The sequence below is a fragment of the Streptomyces sp. CA-250714 genome (assembly GCF_050936705.1).
Lineage (GTDB): Bacteria > Actinomycetota > Actinomycetes > Streptomycetales > Streptomycetaceae > Streptomyces.
The window spans coordinates 2,191,814-2,210,689 of record NZ_JBNJMI010000001.1; the positions used below are offsets into that span (position 1 = coordinate 2,191,814).

The following is an 18,876-nucleotide window of genomic DNA, read 5'->3' on the forward strand; positions in this document are numbered from 1 at the left end:
TGACCCGGGGGCCGCGCGGGCCTACCGTCGGAGAATGGCTCCCTGTGGATCGGTTCTCTCCCGCGCGGAGAATTTCATCTGGCTGACGGCGCGCGTGCTGGAACAGCGGCGTTTCGAGCACGACTTCCTGGACGGTGACCCGAGCACTGTCGAGACGGCGCTCGACGCCTACCGCAACGCTGACGGCGGCTACGGTCACGCGCTGGAGCCCGACCTGCGCGGTCCGGTGAGCCAGCCGCTGCACACCGCCACCGCTGTGCGGGTGCTGGACAGCATCGGTCGCTGTGCCGGGCAGCGGGTGGAACGCATCGGCCGCTATCTGACGGCGGTCTCCACCACGGAGGGCGCCCTCCCCGCTGTGCATCCCTCGCTGCGCGGCTACCCGGCCGCGCCGTGGATCCCGGTGTCGGACTCGCCGCCCAGCGACCTGCTGGCGACCGGCCCCGTGGTCGGCACCCTGCATCGCAACAGCGTCTGGCACGCCTGGCTGTTCCGCGCCACGGACTACTGCTGGAACACCATCGAGTCGATGGGCAAGACCCATCCCTACGAGGTACGGGCAGCGCTCGCCTTCCTCGACGGCGTGCCCGACCGGCCGCGCGCCGAGGCCGCCGCGGGGCGGCTGGGCACGCTCGTACGCGAGCAGCGCCTCGCCGTGACGGACCCGGACCGCACAGCCGACTTCCCCCTCCCCGACGGGTACGCCCCGGGCGAGTACCACTATGTGACCGACTTCGCGCGCACGCCCGACTCACTGGCCCGCCGCTGGTTCTCCGACGTGGAGCTGGAACGCGGACTCGACCATCTGGCCGGCCGCCAGCAGGACGACGGCGGATGGGACATCAACTGGCGCAGATGGGCACCGGGAACGGCACTGGAAGGACGCCCTCTGGTGACGTTGAAGGCCCTCCATACGCTGCGCGCGTACGGGCGCCTCTGAGCGGCTCGGCGAGAACCCGAGGGCCGGACAAGATCCGGTCACCGCCTAGGTCAGCGCTCGTACGCCTGCCGTGACCAGTACGGCAGCGGCGACGACTACGAGGAACGGGGCACGGAGCACCAGTGCGACAGCCGCTGCGCCCAGGCCCGCCGCCCTCGCGTCGAGCACCAGGGACATCTGGTCTTCGAAGGTCTGCTGAGCGATCAGTGCTGCCAGCAGTGCCACTGGCAGCAGCGCGGCCAGCCGCTGGACCAACGGCCGCTCCAGCACGCCTGCGGGCACCGAGAGGCCGAGCAGCTTCACCAGATAGCAGCCGAGAGCCGTGGCCCCTATGGCGATCCATACACTCACCGCGACTCCTCCTTCGCCGTCCGCTCTTCGTCCCGCTCCCCCTGGTGCTTCGGCAGCCCTCTGCTGTGCACCAGCAGGACCAGGGGTGCCGCCAGTGCGGCCACCAGGACCGGCACACCAGCGGGCAGTACAGGAAGCAGCCCCAGACCCAGGACGACAGCGAGTCCTGCTGTCACCCGCTCGACAGCAGTGCGCAGCATGGGCGCCAGCAGGGCGAGGAAAACGGCTGGGCCTGCTGCGTCCAGGCCCCAGGTGTCCGTGTCCCCCAGTGCTTCCGCGCCCAGCGCGCCGAGCAGGGTGGTGAGGTTCCAGAGGGCGAAGAGCGTCGCCCCGGTGACGGTGAAGCCCAGCCGGACGGCGTGCTGCCCGCGCTGTGCGAGGGCGACGGCCGAGGTCTCGTCGATGACCCAGTGCGCGGCCGCGATCCGGGCACCGCCGCGCAGCCCCAGAAGCCGCGACAGCCGCAGCCCGTAGAAGGCGTTCCGGAACCCCAGGAAGAAGGCACCGGCTGCAGCAGTCAGCGGGGCGCCACCGGCGGCCAGCGCGCTGACGAGGGCGAACTGCGAGGCTCCGGTGAACACGAACAGGCTCAGCGCACACGTCTGGGCGAGGGAGATACCGGCACCGGCGGCGGTCACGCCGAAGGCGAATCCGGACAGCCCGACGGCGATCCCCACACCCAGCGCGTCCCGCACGACAGCACGGTCGTTCCGTAGGACTGCACAGCCGTCCCGTACGGCTGCGCGGTCGTCGTGGCGGCCCTGTGGACTTTCCGGTGCGCCCTCATCGGGTGCGTGCGGTATGACGAGGGTCTTCCGCGCCGGACCGGTGTCCGGCGCCTCCGGTTGGTCGAAGTTTTCTCTCTGCTCTGGCACACGGTCACGCTAGGAGGCCGGGTGCCACGCATTCTTGTACGTTTTTGCACGGCCGCGGCGGTAGGCGCCGGGCGGGACGCCCATGATCCGCCCGAAGTGCCGCGTCAGATGGGCCTGATCGGTGAAGCCGACGGCGGTGGCGGTCTCGGCGAGCGGCAGCCCCGCGTCCAGCAGGGCACGTGCCCGGTGCACCCGCGCGTCCGTCAGCCAGGCGTGCGGCGGCATTCCGTACAGCCGGCGGAAGGCGCGCAGCAGCGCGAAGGGGCTGGTGCCCAGTTCGGCGGCGAGGCTCTCCAGGGACGGCGGGTCCGCCATCCGCTCCTCCAGCACCGCGCGGGCCCGCAGTGCGTACTGAGCGCCTGCTGTGCGCACTGACCGCTCGGGCAGCGGACCTCCGTGCAGTCGCAGCAGCCGGGCGACCACCGTGTGCATGAGAGTGTCGGCGGCCAGTGCGTTGCCCTCCTCGAGCGCCCGGTGTATCGCCTGCACCTGGCGGGCAGCGACGGAGTCGTCAGCCGTCGGGGCGGTGAACCCCGGGGTGCCCCGGATGGTGGTGGTCTCGGCCGCGATCCGGGCCACCAGGGAGGCGTCCGGATACAGCACCTCGTAACGCCAGCCCTCGGGTACACCGGCGTGCCCGGTGTGCGTCGTGTCGGGGTTGATCAGTGCCAGTCCGCCGGGGCCCACCCGGTGCACGCTGCCGCCGTGGTGGAACGCTTCCACGCCCTCGGTGATCGCGGCAATCACATACGTCTCGTGCGTGTGCCGCGCGAAGGTCTTACGGACGTAGCGGGCACGCAGCAGGTCGACACCTGGCAGCTTCGGTGACTGCCAGTAGTGCGCGCTCTCCCTCTGCGTCATGCCCCCATTCTCCGCCCCGCCGACGCACCGCGCGGTGCCGGTCCCCCGCCCGACGGGGGCCGCCACTTCCGGCGTCGGCGGCGTCGGACGCGGCGTCCGCATCGGCATCGGCGCCGGACGCGGCCTCCGCATCGGCATCGGCGCCGGACCCGGGCCGCTGTCAGTGCCGTGCTGCACGATGGGGAGCATGGGTCGGACATCGGCGCTGGACGCCTTCTCACCGGCGACCCGTGCATGGTTCACGGGTGCCTTCAGCGAGCCCACCGGGGCGCAGGAGGGGGCCTGGCGTGCGCTGGCCGAGGAGTCGGACGCACTGGTGGTGGCGCCGACCGGATCCGGCAAGACGCTGGCCGCCTTCCTCGCCTCGCTGGACGCCCTGGCCGCCACGCCGCCGCCCGCCGACCCGCTCAAGCGCTGCCGGGTGCTGTACGTGTCGCCGCTGAAGGCGCTCGCCGTCGATGTGGAGCGCAATCTCCGCAGTCCGCTCACCGGCATCCGCCAGGAGTCACTACGGCTGGGTCTGCCCGAGCCGGAGATCAAGGTCGGGATCCGCTCCGGTGACACGCCCGCAGCCGAGCGCAGGTCGATCGCCCGCCGTCCGCCGGACATCCTGATCACCACGCCCGAGTCGCTGTTCCTGATGCTGACCTCCGGTGCCCGTGACGCGCTATCCGGCGTCGAGACGGTCATCGTCGACGAGGTGCACGCGGTGGCGGGCACCAAGCGCGGTGCTCATCTGGCGCTCTCCCTGGAGCGGCTGGATCACCTGCTGGAGCGCCCCGCGCGCCGTATCGGGCTGTCGGCGACCGTGCGCCCGGTGGATGAGGTGGCCCGCTTTCTCTCGCCCCGCCGGAACGCCGCGATCGTGCAGCCGCCTTCGGGCAAGCAGTTCGAGCTGTCGGTGGTGGTGCCTGTCGAGGACATGGGCGAGCTGGGCAGTTCCCCCGTGCAGGACGCGGCAGGGCCCGACGCTGCGGGCCCGGGTGGCGGCGGCAAGCCGTCGATCTGGCCCTCCGTGGAGGAGCGGATCGCCGATCTCATCCAGGAGCACCGCTCCACCATCGTCTTCGCCAACTCCCGCCGCCTGGCAGAACGGCTGTGCAACAGGCTGAACGAAATCGCTTACGAGCGCGCCACGGGCGAGCCCATGCCCGAGGACCACTCACCGGCTGAGCTGATGGGCAACGCGGGCGCGGTCACGGGTGCGCCGGCGCTCATCGCCCGGGCGCACCACGGCTCGGTCTCCAAGGAGCAGCGTTCCCAGGTCGAGGAGGACCTCAAGGCAGGCAGGCTGCCCGCCGTGGTGGCCACCTCCAGCCTGGAGCTGGGGATCGACATGGGCGCCGTCGATCTGGTGATCCAGGTCGAGTCGCCACCCTCGGTCGCCTCCGGGCTGCAACGCGTGGGGCGGGCGGGCCACCAGGTGGGCGCGGTCTCGGCAGGCGTGGTCTTCCCGAAGTACCGGGGCGATCTGGTGCAGTCCGCCGTGGTCACCGAGCGGATGCGCGAGGGCGCCATCGAGGCGCTGCGCATCCCCTCCAACCCGCTGGACGTCCTCGCCCAGCAGATCGTCGCCATGACGGCCGTCGACACCTGGGACGTGGACGAACTGCTGGCTCTGGTGCGGCGGGCCGCACCCTTCGCCGCGCTCCCGGAGTCCGCGTACACCTCGGTGCTGGACATGCTCGCCGGGCGGTATCCGTCCGACGCGTTCGCTGAGCTGCGTCCGCGCCTGGTGTGGGACCGGGTGGCGAACACGGTCACCGGCCGCCCGGGGGCGCAGCGGCTGGCCGTCACCTCCGGCGGCACCATCCCGGACCGCGGGCTGTTCGGGGTGTTCCTGGCGGGCGCCGACCCGAAGAAGGGCGGCGGCCGTGTCGGGGAGCTGGACGAGGAGATGGTCTACGAGTCCCGGGTCGGCGATGTCTTCACCCTGGGGACGACGACATGGCGGATCGAGGACATCACCCGCGACCGGGTGCTGGTCACTCCCGCGCCGGGGGTGCCGGGGCGGCTGCCGTTCTGGCGGGGCGACCAGCTGGGCAGGCCGCTGGAGCTGGGGCGGGCACTGGGCGCCTTCCTGCGCGAGATCGGCTCGCTGACCCGCGAGCAGGCCGAGGAGCGGCTGGCGGCCTCCGGCATGGACGCGCTGGCGATCAGCAATCTGCTGGCCTACCTGGGGGAGCAGCGCGAGGCCGCGGGTCATGTGCCGGACGACAGGACGATCGTCGTGGAGCGGTTCCGCGACGAATTGGGCGACTGGCGCATCGTGGTGCACTCCCCGTTCGGCGCGCAGGTGCACGCCCCCTGGGCGCTGGCCATCGGCGCGCGGCTGACGGAGCGGTACGGCATGGACGCCCAGGTCATGCACGCCGACGACGGACTGGTGCTGCGCCTGCCGGACGCCGAGCTGATGGACCTCGATCTGTTCGACCCGCAGTTCGACGCAGAGCCGCGCTCCCCTCGTACGCCGGAGCAGGAGCTGCCGGCCGACCCCGACCAGCCGCCGCTGGGCGTGAGCGACGTGCTCTTCGACAAGGGCGAGATCGAGCAGACCGTCACCGACCAGGTGGGTGGCTCGGCACTGTTCGCGGCCCGGTTCCGGGAGTGCGCCTCGCGCGCGCTGCTGCTGCCGCGCCGTAGCCCGGGAAAGCGCACCCCGCTGTGGCAGCAGCGGCAGCGAGCCTCCCAGCTGCTCCAGGTGGCCGGCGAGTTCGGCTCGTTCCCGATCATCCTGGAGGCGGTCCGCGAATGCCTCCAGGACGTCTTCGACCTGCCGGGCCTGACGGAGCTGATGGGCGACATCGAGTCCCGCCGGGTGCGGGTGGTCGAGGTCACCACCCCGGAGCCGTCCCCGTTCGCCCGCTCCCTGCTGTTCGGCTATGTCGCGCAGTACTTGTACGAGGGCGACTCGCCGCTGGCCGAACGCAGGGCCGCCGCACTCTCCCTGGACTCGCGGCTGCTGTCGGAGCTGCTGGGCCAGGCGGAGCTGCGGGAGCTGCTGGACGCCGATGTGCTGCACGAGTTGGAGCGGGAGCTCCAGTGGCGCACCGAGGACCGCCGCCTCAAGGACGTGGAGGGTGTGGCGGATCTGCTGCGGCTGCTGGGCCCCCTCACCTCGGACGAGCTCGCGGAGCGCGGCGCCGAGCCGGGCTGGGCACCGGAGTTGGAGGCGGCCCGCCGGGCCATCCGGGTGCGGATCGCGGGCCGGGAGCACTGGGCCGCGGTCGAGGACGCCGGACGGCTGCGGGACGCGCTGGGTGCCGCGCTGCCGGTCGGCGTACCCGAGGCGTTCACCGAGCCGGTCGCCGATCCACTGGGCGACCTGCTGGCGCGCTACGCCCGTACACACGGCCCGTTCACCTCCGCCGACGCCGCGGCCCGCTTCGGTCTCGGCACCGCCGTCGCGGACGGCGCGCTGCACCGGCTGGCGGCGAGCGGGCGGCTGGTGCAGGGGGAGTTCCACCCTTCGGGTATCGGCCAGGAGTGGTGTGACGCCGGCGTGCTGCGCAGGCTGCGCCGCCGCTCGCTGGCGGCACTCCGGCAGGAGCTGGAGCCGGTCGCTCCCCAGGCACTCGCCGCGTTTCTGCCGCAGTGGCAGCACGTGGGCACCAACAGCCTGCGCGGCGTCGAGGGACTGCTGCGCACGGTGGAACAGTTGCAGGGCGCGCCCGTTCCCGCGTCCGCGCTGGAGAAGCTGGTGCTGCCCGGCCGGGTCGCCGACTACGCCCCGCCCATGCTGGACGAGCTGACGGCCTCGGGGGAGATCGTCTGGGCGGGCGCGGGGGCGCTGCCGGGCAATGACGGCTGGATCTCCCTCCATCTGGCCGACACCGCCCCGCTGTTGCTGCCTCCCCCGCATCCCCTGGAGCTGACACCGGTGCACCAGGCGGTGCTTTCCGCACTGGAGGGCGGATACGGGTTGTTCTTCCGGCAGATTGCCGAACGAGCACGCGCCGCGCACCCGGAGGCGACCGATCCGCAACTCACCGAGGCACTGTGGGACCTGGTCTGGTCGGGGAGGGTCACCGGCGACACGCTCGCGCCGCTGCGGGCGCTGCTGGGCTCAGGACGTACGGCGGGAGCGTCGGCACACCGCGCCAAGCGGCCAACCCCACGCGGTCGTTACGGCTCGTTCACCGCTGCCGCGGTGGCCGCGGGCAGCGGTGTCGGACGGAGAGGGCCGGGCCGTGCACCGGCCTCCGCGCCACCGACCGTCGCGGGCCGCTGGTCGCTGCTGCCCGAGCCGGAGAGCGAACCCACCCACCGGGCGCACGCGTTGGCCCGCACGCTGCTGGACCGGCACGGCGTGGTGACCCGTGGCGCGGTGGCCGCCGAAGGAGTGGAGGGCGGTTTCTCCGCCGCGTACCGGGTGCTGTCCGCCTTCGAAGAGAGCGGGCAGGCGCGGCGCGGCTATGTGGTCGAAGGCTTGGGCGCCGCACAGTTCGCGATGGACGGCGCCGTGGACAGGCTGCGCGCGGTCAGTACTGCCCGCGAACGGGAGGGCGAAGCCACGGGTGCGTACGGCACTCCGGGGGTGTACGGCGACTCGCGCCCGGGCGGCGCACGCACCGGCCCGCGCGCGCTGGTGCTGGCCGCCGCCGACCCGGCGAACGCCTACGGCGCCGCGCTGCCCTGGCCGCCGCCCCCGCCGGGCGCCACCCACAAGCCGGGCCGCAAGGCGGGCGCGCTGGTGGTGCTGGTCGACGGCGTGCTGACGCTGTACGTCGAGCGGGGCGGCAAGACGCTGCTGGCCTGGACGCACGACCCCGAGGCGCCGGAGGGCGCCACCAGGGAGTCCCAGGCTCAGCCGGCCGCCGCAGCCGGCGGCGAGCCCGGCACCGCCCGGCTGGCGGCCGCCGTCGAAGCGCTGGCTCAGGCAGCACGCCAAGGCGCGCTGGGTACTGTCACGGTGGAGCGGGTCAACGGCACGGCGGCGCTCTCCGCCCCGCTGGGCACGGCGCTGGAGGCCGCGGGCTTCCACCCGACCCCGCGTGGTCTGCGGCTGCGGGCGGGTTAGACGGCAGGCGGCAGCGCCCTACCGCCTGCCGCCCACCGGGTCGGCCCGCAACGGGGTCCGTCAGCCCTGGTCGTACGTCCAGTCCTGGTCGTCCGTCCCGGCTGTCCCGTCGTACGTCTCGGTCGCCAGCATGATCTGGCGGAGGAGACCGGCCAGAAGACGCTGTTCGTGCCAGTCGAGGGCGCCGAACAGGCGGCGCTCTTCCTCGCCGGCCGCCTCTATGGCGGCGAGCCAGGTGGCGTGCCCCTCATCGGTGAGTTCAATCCGCTCACCCTGCTCGCCCTCGGCGGTGGTCCGGCCGCCGGCGGACTCACGGGTGACGAAGCCGCGCTTCTCCAGGACGTCCAGCCGCTCGGACAAGGTGCTGGGGGCCGCTCCCAGGTCGAGGGCGAGTTGGGTGAGGTCTCTTCGGCCGCCGTGTCCGGCGAGCATGTGCAGCGCCTCATGCTCCTCCCGGCGCAGCCCGAACTCCGCCAGGGCCTGCTCTCCCGCCCGCCGCAGATGGTCGGCGAGGAACTGCATGCGGGTGACGGCGCCCTCGATATGGGGGTTGAGCTCGGGCAGCACCGGCTGCCAGCGGTCGACATGGTCGTCGACCCAGTCCCGCGCCCCCTCCAGCGCATCCCTCTGCTCGGCCTCGGCCTCTCCGTCCACGTCGAGCGCGTCGTGCTGTCGTTCGTATCCCCACTGCCCCATGGCCCCGGATCGTATCCCGTGATCGTCTCCCACTTCTCGTCGCTGTCCCCGGTTCGGCCAGTGGTTCCTGCGACCATGGGCATATGTCCACAAGGAGCCGGTGATGGCCCGCGATGCCGTCAGGATGCCGGAAGATCACTGAAGGAGTGACGGTCGGATGCCCGAGGGAGACACCGTCTGGCGTACGGCGCACACCCTGCACTCCGCACTGGCCGGGCACCAGCTGGCCCGTACGGACTTCCGGGTGCCCCGGCTGGCCACCGTCGATCTGTCCGGGCGCACGCTGCTGAACGTCACTCCGCGCGGCAAACACCTGCTGATGCGCCTCGAAGGCGGCCTCACGGTGCACTCGCACCTGGGTATGGAGGGCTCCTGGCGTGTGAAGGCCAACCCGCCCGGCAGGACCAGCCCTCCCGGCGGCTTCGGACCGGCACACCAGGTCCGCGCACTGCTGGCCACCGACTCGCACACGGCGGCCGGAATCCAGCTCCCTGTGCTGGAACTGCTGCGCACTGCGGAGGAGTTCACGGCAGTCGGCCACCTGGGGCCCGATCTGCTCGGACCCGACTGGGACGCGGCCGAAGCCGAGCGGCGGTTGCTCCAGGATCCGGCACGGCCGCTGGTCGAGGCGCTGCTGGACCAGCGCAACCTGGCGGGCATCGGAAACGTCTACGCGACCGAACTGTGCTTCCTCGCCCGCACCTCGCCCTGGGCCCCGGTGGGTTCACTGCCGCCTCCGCTGCCGACCCGTCTGCTCACCGCGGCCAAGCGGCTGCTGGAGGCGAACAAGGACCGCGTCCGCCGCCGTACGACCAACAGCCCGCGCCCCGACCGCAATCTGGCGGTGTACGGCCGCGAGAACCGCCCCTGTTATCGCTGCGGCACCCCGATTCGCACCGGTTCCCACGGACCGCCGGACCGCCCCCGCACGGTCTGGTACTGCCCGCACTGCCAGCCCCCGACGGCCGGTGAACCCAGCGGCGACCGCGCGGCGCCCAGCGACCACAGGCCACCGAGCAATTGACGCTCCGTCAGGTTCTCCGTAGCGTCGTTCACCATGAGCCCTCCGGCGTACAGCAGCCTCCCGGCATACGACCTGACCGGCCGCACCGCCCTGGTGACCGGCGCCGCCAGCGGCATCGGCCGCGCGACCGCCGTACTGCTCGCCCAGGCGGGCGCGGCCGTGCACTGCGCCGACCGGGACGAGAAGGGCCTGGCCCGCACCACGGAGCTGATCAAGCAGGCGGGAGGCGACGCCTGGGCGCACCCACTGGAGGTGACCGACCGTGCGGCACTCAGCAACGCTGTCGCGGCGGCAGTGCGCACGGGCGGCAGCCTGGACATCGCCGCGGCAATAGCCGGAATCATGCACCGCAGCACGGTGCTGGAGACCGAGGAGGCGGACCTGGACCGGGTACTCGCCGTGAACTTCAAGGGAGTCCTCCACACCTGCCAGGAAGCCGCCCGCAGCATGATCGGAACCGGCACCCGGGGCGCCCTGGTGACCATGGCCTCCGGTGCGATCGACACCGGCTCCCCCGGGCTGCTGTGCTACGGCGTCGCCAAGGCCGCCGTCGTCCAGCTGACAAAAACCCTCGCCACCGAGCTCGGCGAGCACGGCATCCGGGTCAACGCGGTGGCACCCGGCTGGGTGCGTACGCCCATGACGGAACGGGACGACGCGGCGAGCCGGCAGCGTGCGGAGGCCGCCCTGGCCAGGATGTCGCCGCTGGGGCGGGTCGGTGAGGCCCAGGAGGTCGCCCACGCGGTGCTGCACCTGGTCTCGGACGCCTCATCCTTCACAACGGGGCAGATCCTGCGCCCCAACGGCGGCGTCGCGATGCCGTGGTAGCCCGCCGGGCGCCACCCGCTCCCCGCCTCGGCCCCTCTCCCCCGCGCCGCCCCGCGCCACATGCACGGGTATCACGCTCAGCCCCCATCCCCCCGCTGTCACCGAAGCTTCCACCGGGCCGCCTTCCCCTACGGCCACCCGCCATATCGCACACAACCAGCCGACCGTACAGGCGCTGCCGATCACCCAGCGGCACAGCAGCAAGGGGCTCACACCCGGCACGCCGCCACCTCCCGCGACGGCACTCGTCCGCACCGGGCGGGAACGCCGCGCGCGGCAGGGACGCGAGACCATCGACGAAGTCGAGAACACGGCCATCGTCCCGCACTCCGGGCAACCGCGCGACCACGAAGCGTAGGTCACACAGTGCGACGAGCAGTCCGCAGCCTGAGGAGCGTCCGCGTCCTGGCGTACGTCCAGCGACTCCGCGGCGCCGAACGCGAGACGACCCCGCCGGGTTCCTCCAGCGGGGTCTGTCGTTCGTCTCATGCGCCCTTCGCGCCACCGACGTCACACGGCCGACGCGCACGGCAGAGGTGCACGGCCGAGGACGTCACACGGCGGTCAGGCGGCGACCACGTCCACGGCCTCCGTCGGCGCCTTGATCGTGACACGCTCCTCGGGCACTCCGGTGACCGAGGTGACGGACAGCGGGTTGAGCACCGGCCGCATCGGCGCGGGCACTGCGTCGCTCTTCGCGGACTCGGCGAGCTCCGCGAGCGCCAGCTCGTCACTGACCTCTCGCATCAGCTCGGACATCCGCACATCGAGTGCGTCACAGATCGACGAGAGCAATTCGGACGAGGCTTCCTTCTGGCCGCGCTCCACCTCGGAGAGGTATCCGAGCGAGACCCTGGCGGACGAAGAGACTTCGCGCAGGGTACGACCCTGACGTTGGCGCTGCCGACGCAGCACGTCACCCAACAGGCGACGGAGCAGAATCATCGGTGCTCCTCCCTCTCAACGCGCGGCGTCTTCCACAGCCTGTATCGGGACGGCCAGTTGGCCCCGACTCCTTCAGGCTCCACCGTACCGCCTTGGCACGCAGCCGTGCGGGGAGCGATGTCGTGTTCACTCAGGGCTGCAAACATCCATTCCCCCCGGTCTGTTCCCTATCCTGCCCTCCAGCATTTTCGATCAGTTCCTTGTAGAGCAGCTCCAGCGCTCCTCGAACACTCTCCGTACGAATCCCGGCACGCACACGTTCCCCGGCTTCCTCACCGCTGTCACCGGCTCGATCGCCGCTCCGGCTGCCTTCGAGCCGCAGTTTCTCCACCACCGCCTCGGCCGTTGGGCCGACGGCAGCGACGAACACCGTTCCGACCGGCTGCCCGTCCTGAGGCTCCGGACCGGCCACACCCGTCGTCGCGAGGCCCCAGTCGGCGCCCAGAGCAGTGCGTACGCCCCGCGCCATCGCGAGCGCGACCTCGGCGTCGACAGCGCCCCGCTCCTCAAGGAGTGCCCCGTCCACCCCGAGTACATCCCTCTTGACCGCGGTCGCATATGCCGTCACGGAACCGCAGAAGGCTCGTGAGGCACCAGGGACGGCTGTGATCTCAGCGGCGATCAAGCCCCCGGTCAGCGACTCCGCGACGGCGAGCGTCTGGCTCCGCCCGGCGAGCAGCGCCAGCACACCGCCGGCCCGCGATTCCACATCCGTCAGGACCGTTCACCCCCTGCGTTCCCCTCGCCTCCCGGGTCTACTTCGTTCCCCGCGTCCTCGGCGTTACTACCGTCCCCCGCCGCAGCTACGTTCTCTCCGCCACCACCGTCGTGCGCTGCGCCGTCGTCGTCAGCCTCCCCCGCATCCCCAGGGGCGGACGGAGCGGCCGCGGACGGTCCGGCTGCCGTTGCCTCGGCCGCCAGCCCCGCCCGGCGCAGCACCACGGCCTGCCGTACGTAGTCGAGGCCGGTGACGACGGTCAGGAGGACGGCCACCGCCATCACCCACCACCGGGCCGTCGCCAGCGGCCCGGTCAGCGCCAGGACGTACATGCCGACGGCGACGCCCTGGGCGAGGGTCTTCAGCTTGCCGCCGCGGCTGGCCGGAATCACTCCGTGCCGGATCACCCAGAACCGCAGCAGCGTGATGCCCAGCTCCCGGAAGAGGATCACGCCGGTGACCCACCAGGGCAGGTCGGAGAGGGCGGAGAGGCAGATCAGCGCAGCGCCCATGATCGCCTTGTCCGCGATGGGGTCGGCGATCTTCCCGAAGTCGGTGACGAGGTTGTACCGGCGGGCCAGCTCCCCGTCGAACAGATCGGTGATCATGGCGACGGTGAAGGCGGCCCAGGCGAACGAGCGCCAGGCCGGATCGTGCCCGCCGTTCGCCACCATGAGCAGCACGAACCCCGGTACCAGCAGCAGCCGCACCATGGTCAGGATGTTCGCGATGTTCCACAGGCTCACAGGGCGTACGGTGCTCACCGCCTTCGGCTTGGGAACGGTGCCACGCCGTGCCGCGGAGGCCGGCACTCCGGTCATCTGCCCGCCTCCTCGCCGGCCCGGCGAGGTCCGTCAGCAGCAGTGCCGAGGGCACCGGCGCGCGTGGCCGGAACGGCACCATGGCCCGCAACAGCCGCCACGAGCGGCTCCGCGACGAGATCCACGCCTTCGGCCGCGACCACCCGCGCCTCGACCATACGGCCGACCGTCAGCTCCTGCTCCCCGTCCGCAGGACCGGCCGGCTCCGGCAGCAGCAGCCGCACCTGGCCGTCGGTCTCCGGAGCCTGGTGCGCACCGCGCCCGAGGGGACCCTCTTCCTCGTCCACAGCCTCGACCAGCACCCGCACGGTCTCCCCCACCCGCTCCTCGGCGCGCTGGGCGGTCAGCTCCTCGGCAAGCCGCGAGATGTGCGCGAGCCGCTCGGCGACCTCGTCGGCGGGCAGCTTCTCCGCGTATCCGGCGGCCTCCGTACCCTCCTCGTCCGAGTACCCGAACACTCCGATCGCGTCGAGGCGGGCCGCGGTCAAGAAGCGCTCCAGCTCCGCCAGGTCCTGCTCGCTCTCGCCGGGGAAGCCGACGATGAAGTTCGACCGCACACCGGCCTGGGGCGCTCGCTTACGGATCTCCTCCAGCAGTCCGAGGAAACGGTCGGTGTCACCGAAGCGCCGCATCGCACGCAGCACTCCCGGCGCCGAGTGCTGAAAGGACAGATCGAAGTACGGCGCCACCTTCTCGGTGCCGGTGAGGACGTCGATCAGCCCTGGCCGCATCTCGGCGGGCTGGAGGTAGCTCACCCGCACCCGCTCGATGCCGTCGACGGCCGCCAACTCGGGCAGCAGCGTCTCCAGCAGCCGGATGTCGCCCAGGTCCTTGCCGTAGGAGGTGTTGTTCTCCGAGACGAGCATGATCTCCCGCACGCCCTGCTCGGCCAGCCAGCGGGTCTCGGTGAGCACGTCCGCGGGGCGGCGGGAGATGAAGGAGCCGCGGAAGGAGGGAATGGCGCAGAAGGAGCAGCGCCTGTCGCAGCCGGAGGCGAGCTTGACGGAGGCGACGGGGCTGCTGCCCAGCCGCCGCCGCAGCGGCGCGCGCGGCCCCGAGGCGGGCGCGATCCCCTCGGGCAGGTCGGCGGGCGCGGACTCAGCCGCCTCAGCGGACTCCTGCGCCCCCTGTGCCGCCCGGGAATCCGCCGTCCCGGCCTTCTCCACAGCTCCGTGCCCGGGCAGCGCGACAGCGGCGCCCTGGCGCTCTGCGGGGCTCACGGGCAGCAGCTTGCGCCGGTCGCGCGGGACGTGCGGCGCGTGCACACCACCGCTCAGGATCGTCCCGAGCCGGTCGGAGATATCCGCGTAGTCGTCGAACCCGAGGACCCCGTCCGCCTCCGGCAGCGCGTCGGCGAGCTCCTTGCCGTACCGCTCGGCCATACAGCCGACGGCCACCACGGCCTGGGTTCTGCCCTCGCCCTGACGGGCCGCGCTCTTGAGGTCGTTGGCCTCCAGCAGCGCGTCGACGGAGTCCTTCTTGGCGGCCTCGACGAAACCGCAGGTGTTGACGACGGCGACATCTGCTTCGGCGGCGTCCTCGACGAGGTCCCAGCCATCCGCCGCCAGGCGGCCTGCGAGCTCCTCCGAGTCCACCTCGTTACGTGCGCAGCCGAGAGTGACAAGGGCGACGGTACGGCGTTCGGGCATGGGCTCAGCCTACTTCGTCCCGTCGGCACCGCCCGCCGCCAGGTTGCGGCCGCCCAGCTCACCGGCCCGGGCAGGTCAGCCGCCCGGACCAGGTCAGCAGTGGGACCGGCGGATCAGCCGGCCTCGGGGTCGCCGCGGGTGTAGCTGAGCCGCTGCACCTGGCCGACCTCGCCCGCGTGCTTGACCTGCTTGCCGTTGACGTACAGCTTCACGCCGCCCGCGTTGCCGAGCACCAGATCGAGCCGCTTGTCGTCGGTGAGGGTCTTGGAGTGCCCCTCCTTGAGCACTCCTTCGTGGACCAGCCGCCCGTTGTGGTCCTTCGCGGAGACCCAACTGTTGCCCTTCTCCGCGGTCATCCGCACGGTGACCTTGTCGCCGGGTGCCCCTGCGATGGCGCTCTCGGAGGGCTTGGGATCGCTCGTCTTGGAGGGGGACGGCTTGTCGGCGGGCTTGGAGGGGGCCGGGGACGGTGCTTCCTCTGCGGCCTGCTTGCCCGAGTCCCCGCCGCCACCGCTGACCAGGGTGAAGCCGACGAAACCGATCACCGCGACGATGGCGGCGACCATGGCCGCGGTCCAGTTGGGCCTGCGCGGCTCGGGGCGGATGCGCTCCGCCTCGAACAGCGTGGCGGGCGCGGTCGGCTCGGGGCGGCCGCCGTGCTCCTCGTCGTACTGCGCGACCAAGGCGTCACCGTCGAGCCCGACGGCGCGCGCGAGCGTGCGGATGTGACCGCGCGCGTACACGTCCCCACCGCACCGGGAATAGTCGTCCTGCTCGATCGCCTGCACGATCGGGGCTCGCACCCGCGTGGAGGTACTGATCTCTTCCACGGTCAACCGTGCGTCGATTCGGGCCTGCTGGAGGGCTCGACCGACCGGGGGCCGGTCCTCTTCGGGGGAGTTGCCGATGGACACGGGGGCGCCTTTCGAGCGTGTAGCCACCTGCTGGAGGTTCAGTCTAGGGGCGAGGCAAAAGGGTGGGGCAAGCGGGCGGAGCAACTTTGTACGCCATATGTATGGCGTACGTATGACCGAGCCGCGCCGACTGGCGCCCGTACGAACCGGGTGCGCCGACGCCTTAGCCGTCCCTTCCCTCAACTTGACGTATAGACCACGGAAACGGTTGCCTCGCTCGCCCTTTCGAGTGAGCTGTGCCGCCCGTGCAGCCGGTGTCGGCAGTGCTGTGCGGGCCTACTCGCCGCCCCTGATGGCCGCGAGCACCCCGTCCAGCTCGTCGGGCTTGACCAGCACGTCCCGCGCCTTGGAGCCCTCGCTGGGGCCCACCACGCCCCGCGACTCCATCAGGTCCATCAGCCGCCCCGCCTTGGCGAAGCCGACCCGCAGCTTGCGCTGGAGCATCGAGGTGGAGCCGAACTGGGTGGAGACGACCAGCTCCGCCGCCTGGCAGAGCAGATCCATGTCGTCGCCGATCTCTTCGTCGATCTCCTTCTTCTTGCTCTGGCCGGTGGTCACGTCCTCCCGGAAGACAGGCGTCATCTGCGCCTTGCAGTGCTCGACGACCGCATGGATCTCTCGCTCGTTGACGTAGGCGCCCTGCATCCGGATCGGCTTGCTGGCGCCCATCGGCAGGAACAGCCCGTCGCCCTTGCCGATGAGCTTCTCGGCGCCGCCCTGGTCGAGGATGACGCGGCTGTCGGCCAGCGACGAGGTGGAGAAACCGAGCCGGGAGGGGACGTTGGCCTTGATGAGGCCGGTGACGACGTCGACCGACGGCCGCTGGGTGGCCAGCACCAGGTGGATGCCCGCGGCCCGCGCCAGCTGGGTGATCCGGACGATCGCGTCCTCCACGTCACGCGGAGCCACCATCATCAGGTCCGCCAGCTCGTCGACGATGACCAGCAGATACGGGTACGGCGTCAGCTCCCGCTCGCTGCCCTCCGGCGCCTGCACCCGACCCGTGCGCACGGCGTCGTTGAAGTCGTCGATGTGGCGGAATCCGAATGCCGCCAGGTCGTCGTAGCGCAGATCCATCTCGCGGACGACCCATTGGAGCGCTTCGGCGGCCTTCTTCGGGTTGGTGATGATCGGCGTGATCAGGTGCGGGATGCCCTCGTAGGCGGTCAGCTCGACCCGCTTGGGGTCCACGAGCACCATCCGCACATCCTCCGGCGTGGCCCTGGCCATCACCGAGGTGATGAGGCAGTTGATGCAGGAGGACTTGCCCGAGCCGGTGGAGCCCGCGACCAGGATGTGCGGCATCTTCGCCAGGTTGGCCGAGACGTAGCCGCCCTCGACATCCTTGCCGAGCCCGACCAGCAGCGGGTGCTCCTCGCCCGCTGCCTCGGCGGAGCGGAGTACATCGCCGAGGTTGACCATCTCGCGGTCGCTGTTGGGGATCTCGATACCCACCGCGGACTTGCCGGGGATCGGGTTGATGATGCGCACATCGGGACTGGCGACGGCGTACGCGATGTTCTTGGCCAGCGCGGTGATCTTCTCGACCTTCACGCCCGGGCCCAGTTCGACCTCGTAACGGGTGACGGTCGGGCCGCGGGTGAAGCCGGTGACCGCGGCGTCCACCTTGAACTCGGTGAAGACGGTGGTCAGCGACTGCACCACCTGGTCGTTGGCGGCGCTGCGGGAACGGCCGGGACCGCCACGCTCCAGCAGGTCGAGCGACGGCAGCGCGTAGGTGATGTCCCCGGACAGCTGGAGCTGTTCAGCCCGCGGGGGCAGCTCTGCCGGTTCCGGCGGCGCCGGCGCCTTGGTCAGGTCGGGTACCGGGGTGCGCTCGGTGGCCTCGTCGGCGGCGGGAGCAGCATGCTGGACTTGGCCCTCCTCGCCTCGTGCGCCCGGTAGCGCGGGCTCCGCGTGCTGGCTCCGGCGCTTCCTGCCGCGGGACTTGGCGACGGAGCTGGTCAGATCGGCCACCACCGGCGAGGGCTGGATTCCGTTGACCACGGCGCCGTCCAGCGAGGCGGCGGCAGCGGCGGCCACATCCACCGCGTCCAGCGTCCGCTCGGTCTCGCCCGCGCTCCCGCTGACCACGACGCCGTCCTCGGGCAGCGGCTCCTGCGTCCCGGTCCTCCGCCTGCCCTGGCGGCCGGCCCGCCGACGGCGGTCGAGGGCCTCCTTCTCGGCGAGCGCGGGCGCGATCTGCTCCTTGCGCATGGTGTGTGCCCGCCGCGCCGGGGCCGGCTCCTCCTCGTCCGGCTCGACGTCGTAGTCGTAGCCGGGCACCGGCTGGACGATACCGAGCCGGACCCCGGCGGCCCGGAGCCGCTGCGGGATGGCGTTCACCGGCGTGGCCGTCACGACGAGCAGCCCGAAGACGGTGACGAGCGCCAACAGCGCCACGGCCAGCATCTCGCCCATGGCCGCGATCAGCGGCCGGGAGACACCCCAGCCGATCAGGCCACCCGCGTCCCGCAGCGCGTCGTCCCCCTCGCCCCTGCCGGGCGCGCCGCAGCCGATGTGGACCAGCCCCAGCACACCGACGAGCAGCGCCGAAAGCCCGATCACGATACGGCCGTTGGCCTCGGGCTTCTCCGGGTGGCGGATCAGCCGCACGGAGATGACGCCGAGCAGTATCGGCACCAGCAGATCCAGCCTGCCGAACGCCCCGGTCACCAGCATCTCCACCAGATCGCCCACCGGGCCCTGGAGGTTGGACCAGGTACCCGCCGCGACGATCAGTGCGATACCGAGCAGCAGCAGCGCCAGGCCGTCCTTGCGGTGGGCCGGATCCAGCGCCTTGCCGCTGCGTCCTATCCCGCGGAAGACGGCGCCGACGGCGTGCGCGAGACCGAGCCAGCACGCCTTCAGCACCTTGAGGACGCCACTGGTGGGCGACGGCGCCCCCTTGCCCTTGCCGCCCTTGGCCGGGGCCTTCTTGGCGGGTGCCTTCTTGGGCGGCGCCTTCTTCGCCGGGGCCGCCTTCGCGGCTTTCGGGGCAGCCTTTTTCGCGGGTGCTTTCTTGGCAGCCTTTCCTGTTCCCGACGCACGTGAGGCCATAGGTGTGAGGTTACCTGTGCCAGGCACCCGAGGCACGGATGCCCGGGGCACCACACCTGCCCCAGGCCACGGTTCCGGACCTGGCGTCAGTTGCGGGACGAGCGTGAGAGTTCCGGAAGAACGTGCCGGCCCCGGAGGAAGCGGGCTCGGTGAACACCCGGAGGGAACAGTTCC

General features: G+C 71.8%; 14 protein-coding genes. 4 read left to right on the forward strand and 10 right to left on the reverse strand.

Annotation, left to right across the window (positions count from 1 at the left end; genetic code table 11):
* Nucleotides 1–34 precede the first annotated feature (34 nt).
* The gene (locus ACQEU8_RS09580) at nucleotides 35–940 is read left to right on the forward strand and encodes a hypothetical protein (protein ID WP_433098862.1); all 906 of its coding nucleotides are present in this window, start codon (nucleotides 35–37) and stop codon (nucleotides 938–940) included.
* Nucleotides 941–985: 45 nt separating this feature from the next.
* Here the strand turns inward: ACQEU8_RS09580 and ACQEU8_RS09585 are convergent, their stop codons facing one another.
* The 3 genes from ACQEU8_RS09585 to ACQEU8_RS09595 all read right to left on the reverse strand — a co-directional run bounded on the left by ACQEU8_RS09585 (nucleotide 986) and on the right by ACQEU8_RS09595 (nucleotide 3,027).
* Nucleotides 986–1,291: an AzlD domain-containing protein gene (locus ACQEU8_RS09585; RefSeq protein ID WP_433098864.1), complete on the reverse strand. Its 306-nt coding sequence runs from the start codon at nucleotides 1,289–1,291 to the stop codon at nucleotides 986–988.
* Entirely contained in the window at nucleotides 1,288–1,986 is a 699-nt protein-coding gene (locus tag ACQEU8_RS09590; RefSeq protein ID WP_433102274.1) for an AzlC family ABC transporter permease, read from the reverse strand. The genes ACQEU8_RS09585 and ACQEU8_RS09590 overlap by 4 nt, the downstream gene beginning before the upstream one ends.
* Before the next feature lie 189 nt (nucleotides 1,987–2,175).
* Nucleotides 2,176–3,027 carry an AraC family transcriptional regulator gene (locus ACQEU8_RS09595; protein WP_433098866.1) on the reverse strand — a complete coding sequence of 284 codons (852 nt, stop codon included), beginning with the start codon at nucleotides 3,025–3,027 and terminating at the stop codon, nucleotides 2,176–2,178.
* Between the two features lie 187 nt (nucleotides 3,028–3,214).
* Between ACQEU8_RS09595 and ACQEU8_RS09600 the strand changes: the two genes are divergently transcribed.
* Complete coding sequence (locus ACQEU8_RS09600; protein WP_433098868.1) at nucleotides 3,215–8,047, forward strand: DNA glycosylase AlkZ-like family protein; 4,833 nt, start codon at nucleotides 3,215–3,217, stop codon at nucleotides 8,045–8,047.
* A 60-nt stretch (nucleotides 8,048–8,107) separates the two neighbouring features.
* Here the strand turns inward: ACQEU8_RS09600 and ACQEU8_RS09605 are convergent, their stop codons facing one another.
* On the reverse strand, nucleotides 8,108–8,743 hold the full coding sequence (locus ACQEU8_RS09605) for a MarR family winged helix-turn-helix transcriptional regulator (protein ID WP_433098870.1): 636 nt from the start codon (nucleotides 8,741–8,743) through the stop codon (nucleotides 8,108–8,110).
* 157 nt (nucleotides 8,744–8,900) lie between these two features.
* Here ACQEU8_RS09605 and ACQEU8_RS09610 point away from each other — a divergent pair, with 157 nt between their 5' ends.
* Both ACQEU8_RS09610 and ACQEU8_RS09615 read left to right on the forward strand, forming a co-directional pair.
* On the forward strand, nucleotides 8,901–9,767 hold the full coding sequence (locus ACQEU8_RS09610; protein WP_433098872.1) for a DNA-formamidopyrimidine glycosylase family protein: 867 nt from the start codon (nucleotides 8,901–8,903) through the stop codon (nucleotides 9,765–9,767).
* Nucleotides 9,768–9,800: 33 nt separating this feature from the next.
* The gene (locus ACQEU8_RS09615) at nucleotides 9,801–10,595 is read left to right on the forward strand and encodes an SDR family NAD(P)-dependent oxidoreductase (protein ID WP_433098874.1); all 795 of its coding nucleotides are present in this window, start codon (nucleotides 9,801–9,803) and stop codon (nucleotides 10,593–10,595) included.
* Nucleotides 10,596–11,159: 564 nt separating this feature from the next.
* Here ACQEU8_RS09615 and ACQEU8_RS09620 read toward each other — a convergent pair.
* From ACQEU8_RS09620 to ACQEU8_RS09645, 6 genes are all read right to left on the reverse strand, one after another.
* Nucleotides 11,160–11,540 (reverse strand): helix-turn-helix domain-containing protein, encoded by a 381-nt coding sequence (locus tag ACQEU8_RS09620; protein ID WP_209240443.1) that lies wholly within the window; start codon nucleotides 11,538–11,540, stop codon nucleotides 11,160–11,162.
* 130 nt (nucleotides 11,541–11,670) lie between these two features.
* Nucleotides 11,671–12,258 carry a CinA family protein gene (locus ACQEU8_RS09625; RefSeq protein WP_433102276.1) on the reverse strand — a complete coding sequence of 196 codons (588 nt, stop codon included), beginning with the start codon at nucleotides 12,256–12,258 and terminating at the stop codon, nucleotides 11,671–11,673.
* The gene (gene pgsA / locus ACQEU8_RS09630; RefSeq protein WP_433098877.1) at nucleotides 12,255–13,079 is read right to left on the reverse strand and encodes a CDP-diacylglycerol--glycerol-3-phosphate 3-phosphatidyltransferase; all 825 of its coding nucleotides are present in this window, start codon (nucleotides 13,077–13,079) and stop codon (nucleotides 12,255–12,257) included. The genes ACQEU8_RS09625 and pgsA overlap by 4 nt, the downstream gene beginning before the upstream one ends.
* A complete protein-coding gene (gene rimO / locus ACQEU8_RS09635; RefSeq protein WP_433098879.1) occupies nucleotides 13,076–14,728 on the reverse strand; it encodes a 30S ribosomal protein S12 methylthiotransferase RimO in 1,653 nt (550 codons plus the stop codon). The genes pgsA and rimO overlap by 4 nt, the downstream gene beginning before the upstream one ends.
* Nucleotides 14,729–14,841: 113 nt before the next feature.
* Nucleotides 14,842–15,642 (reverse strand): RodZ domain-containing protein, encoded by an 801-nt coding sequence (locus tag ACQEU8_RS09640; protein ID WP_433098881.1) that lies wholly within the window; start codon nucleotides 15,640–15,642, stop codon nucleotides 14,842–14,844.
* Between the two features lie 276 nt (nucleotides 15,643–15,918).
* Nucleotides 15,919–18,702, reverse strand: coding sequence for a DNA translocase FtsK (locus tag ACQEU8_RS09645; protein ID WP_433098883.1), 2,784 nt, complete (start codon nucleotides 18,700–18,702; stop codon nucleotides 15,919–15,921).
* Nucleotides 18,703–18,876: the final 174 nt, after the last annotated feature.

Excerpts from the sequence above, each read along its gene's own strand:
- ACQEU8_RS09580 (WP_433098862.1), top strand. The coding sequence starts at position 35 with ATGGCTCCCTGTGGATCGGTTCTCTCCCGCGCGGAGAATTTCATCTGG.
- ACQEU8_RS09595 (WP_433098866.1), bottom strand. The coding sequence starts at position 3,027 with ATGACGCAGAGGGAGAGCGCGCACTACTGGCAGTCACCGAAGCTGCCA.
- ACQEU8_RS09600 (WP_433098868.1), top strand. The coding sequence starts at position 3,215 with ATGGGTCGGACATCGGCGCTGGACGCCTTCTCACCGGCGACCCGTGCA.
- ACQEU8_RS09605 (WP_433098870.1), bottom strand. The coding sequence starts at position 8,743 with ATGGGGCAGTGGGGATACGAACGACAGCACGACGCGCTCGACGTGGAC.
- ACQEU8_RS09610 (WP_433098872.1), top strand. The coding sequence starts at position 8,901 with ATGCCCGAGGGAGACACCGTCTGGCGTACGGCGCACACCCTGCACTCC.
- ACQEU8_RS09615 (WP_433098874.1), top strand. The coding sequence starts at position 9,801 with ATGAGCCCTCCGGCGTACAGCAGCCTCCCGGCATACGACCTGACCGGC.
- ACQEU8_RS09620 (WP_209240443.1), bottom strand. The coding sequence starts at position 11,540 with ATGATTCTGCTCCGTCGCCTGTTGGGTGACGTGCTGCGTCGGCAGCGC.
- pgsA (WP_433098877.1), bottom strand. The coding sequence starts at position 13,079 with ATGACCGGAGTGCCGGCCTCCGCGGCACGGCGTGGCACCGTTCCCAAG.
- rimO (WP_433098879.1), bottom strand. The coding sequence starts at position 14,728 with ATGCCCGAACGCCGTACCGTCGCCCTTGTCACTCTCGGCTGCGCACGT.
- ACQEU8_RS09645 (WP_433098883.1), bottom strand. The coding sequence starts at position 18,702 with ATGGCCTCACGTGCGTCGGGAACAGGAAAGGCTGCCAAGAAAGCACCC.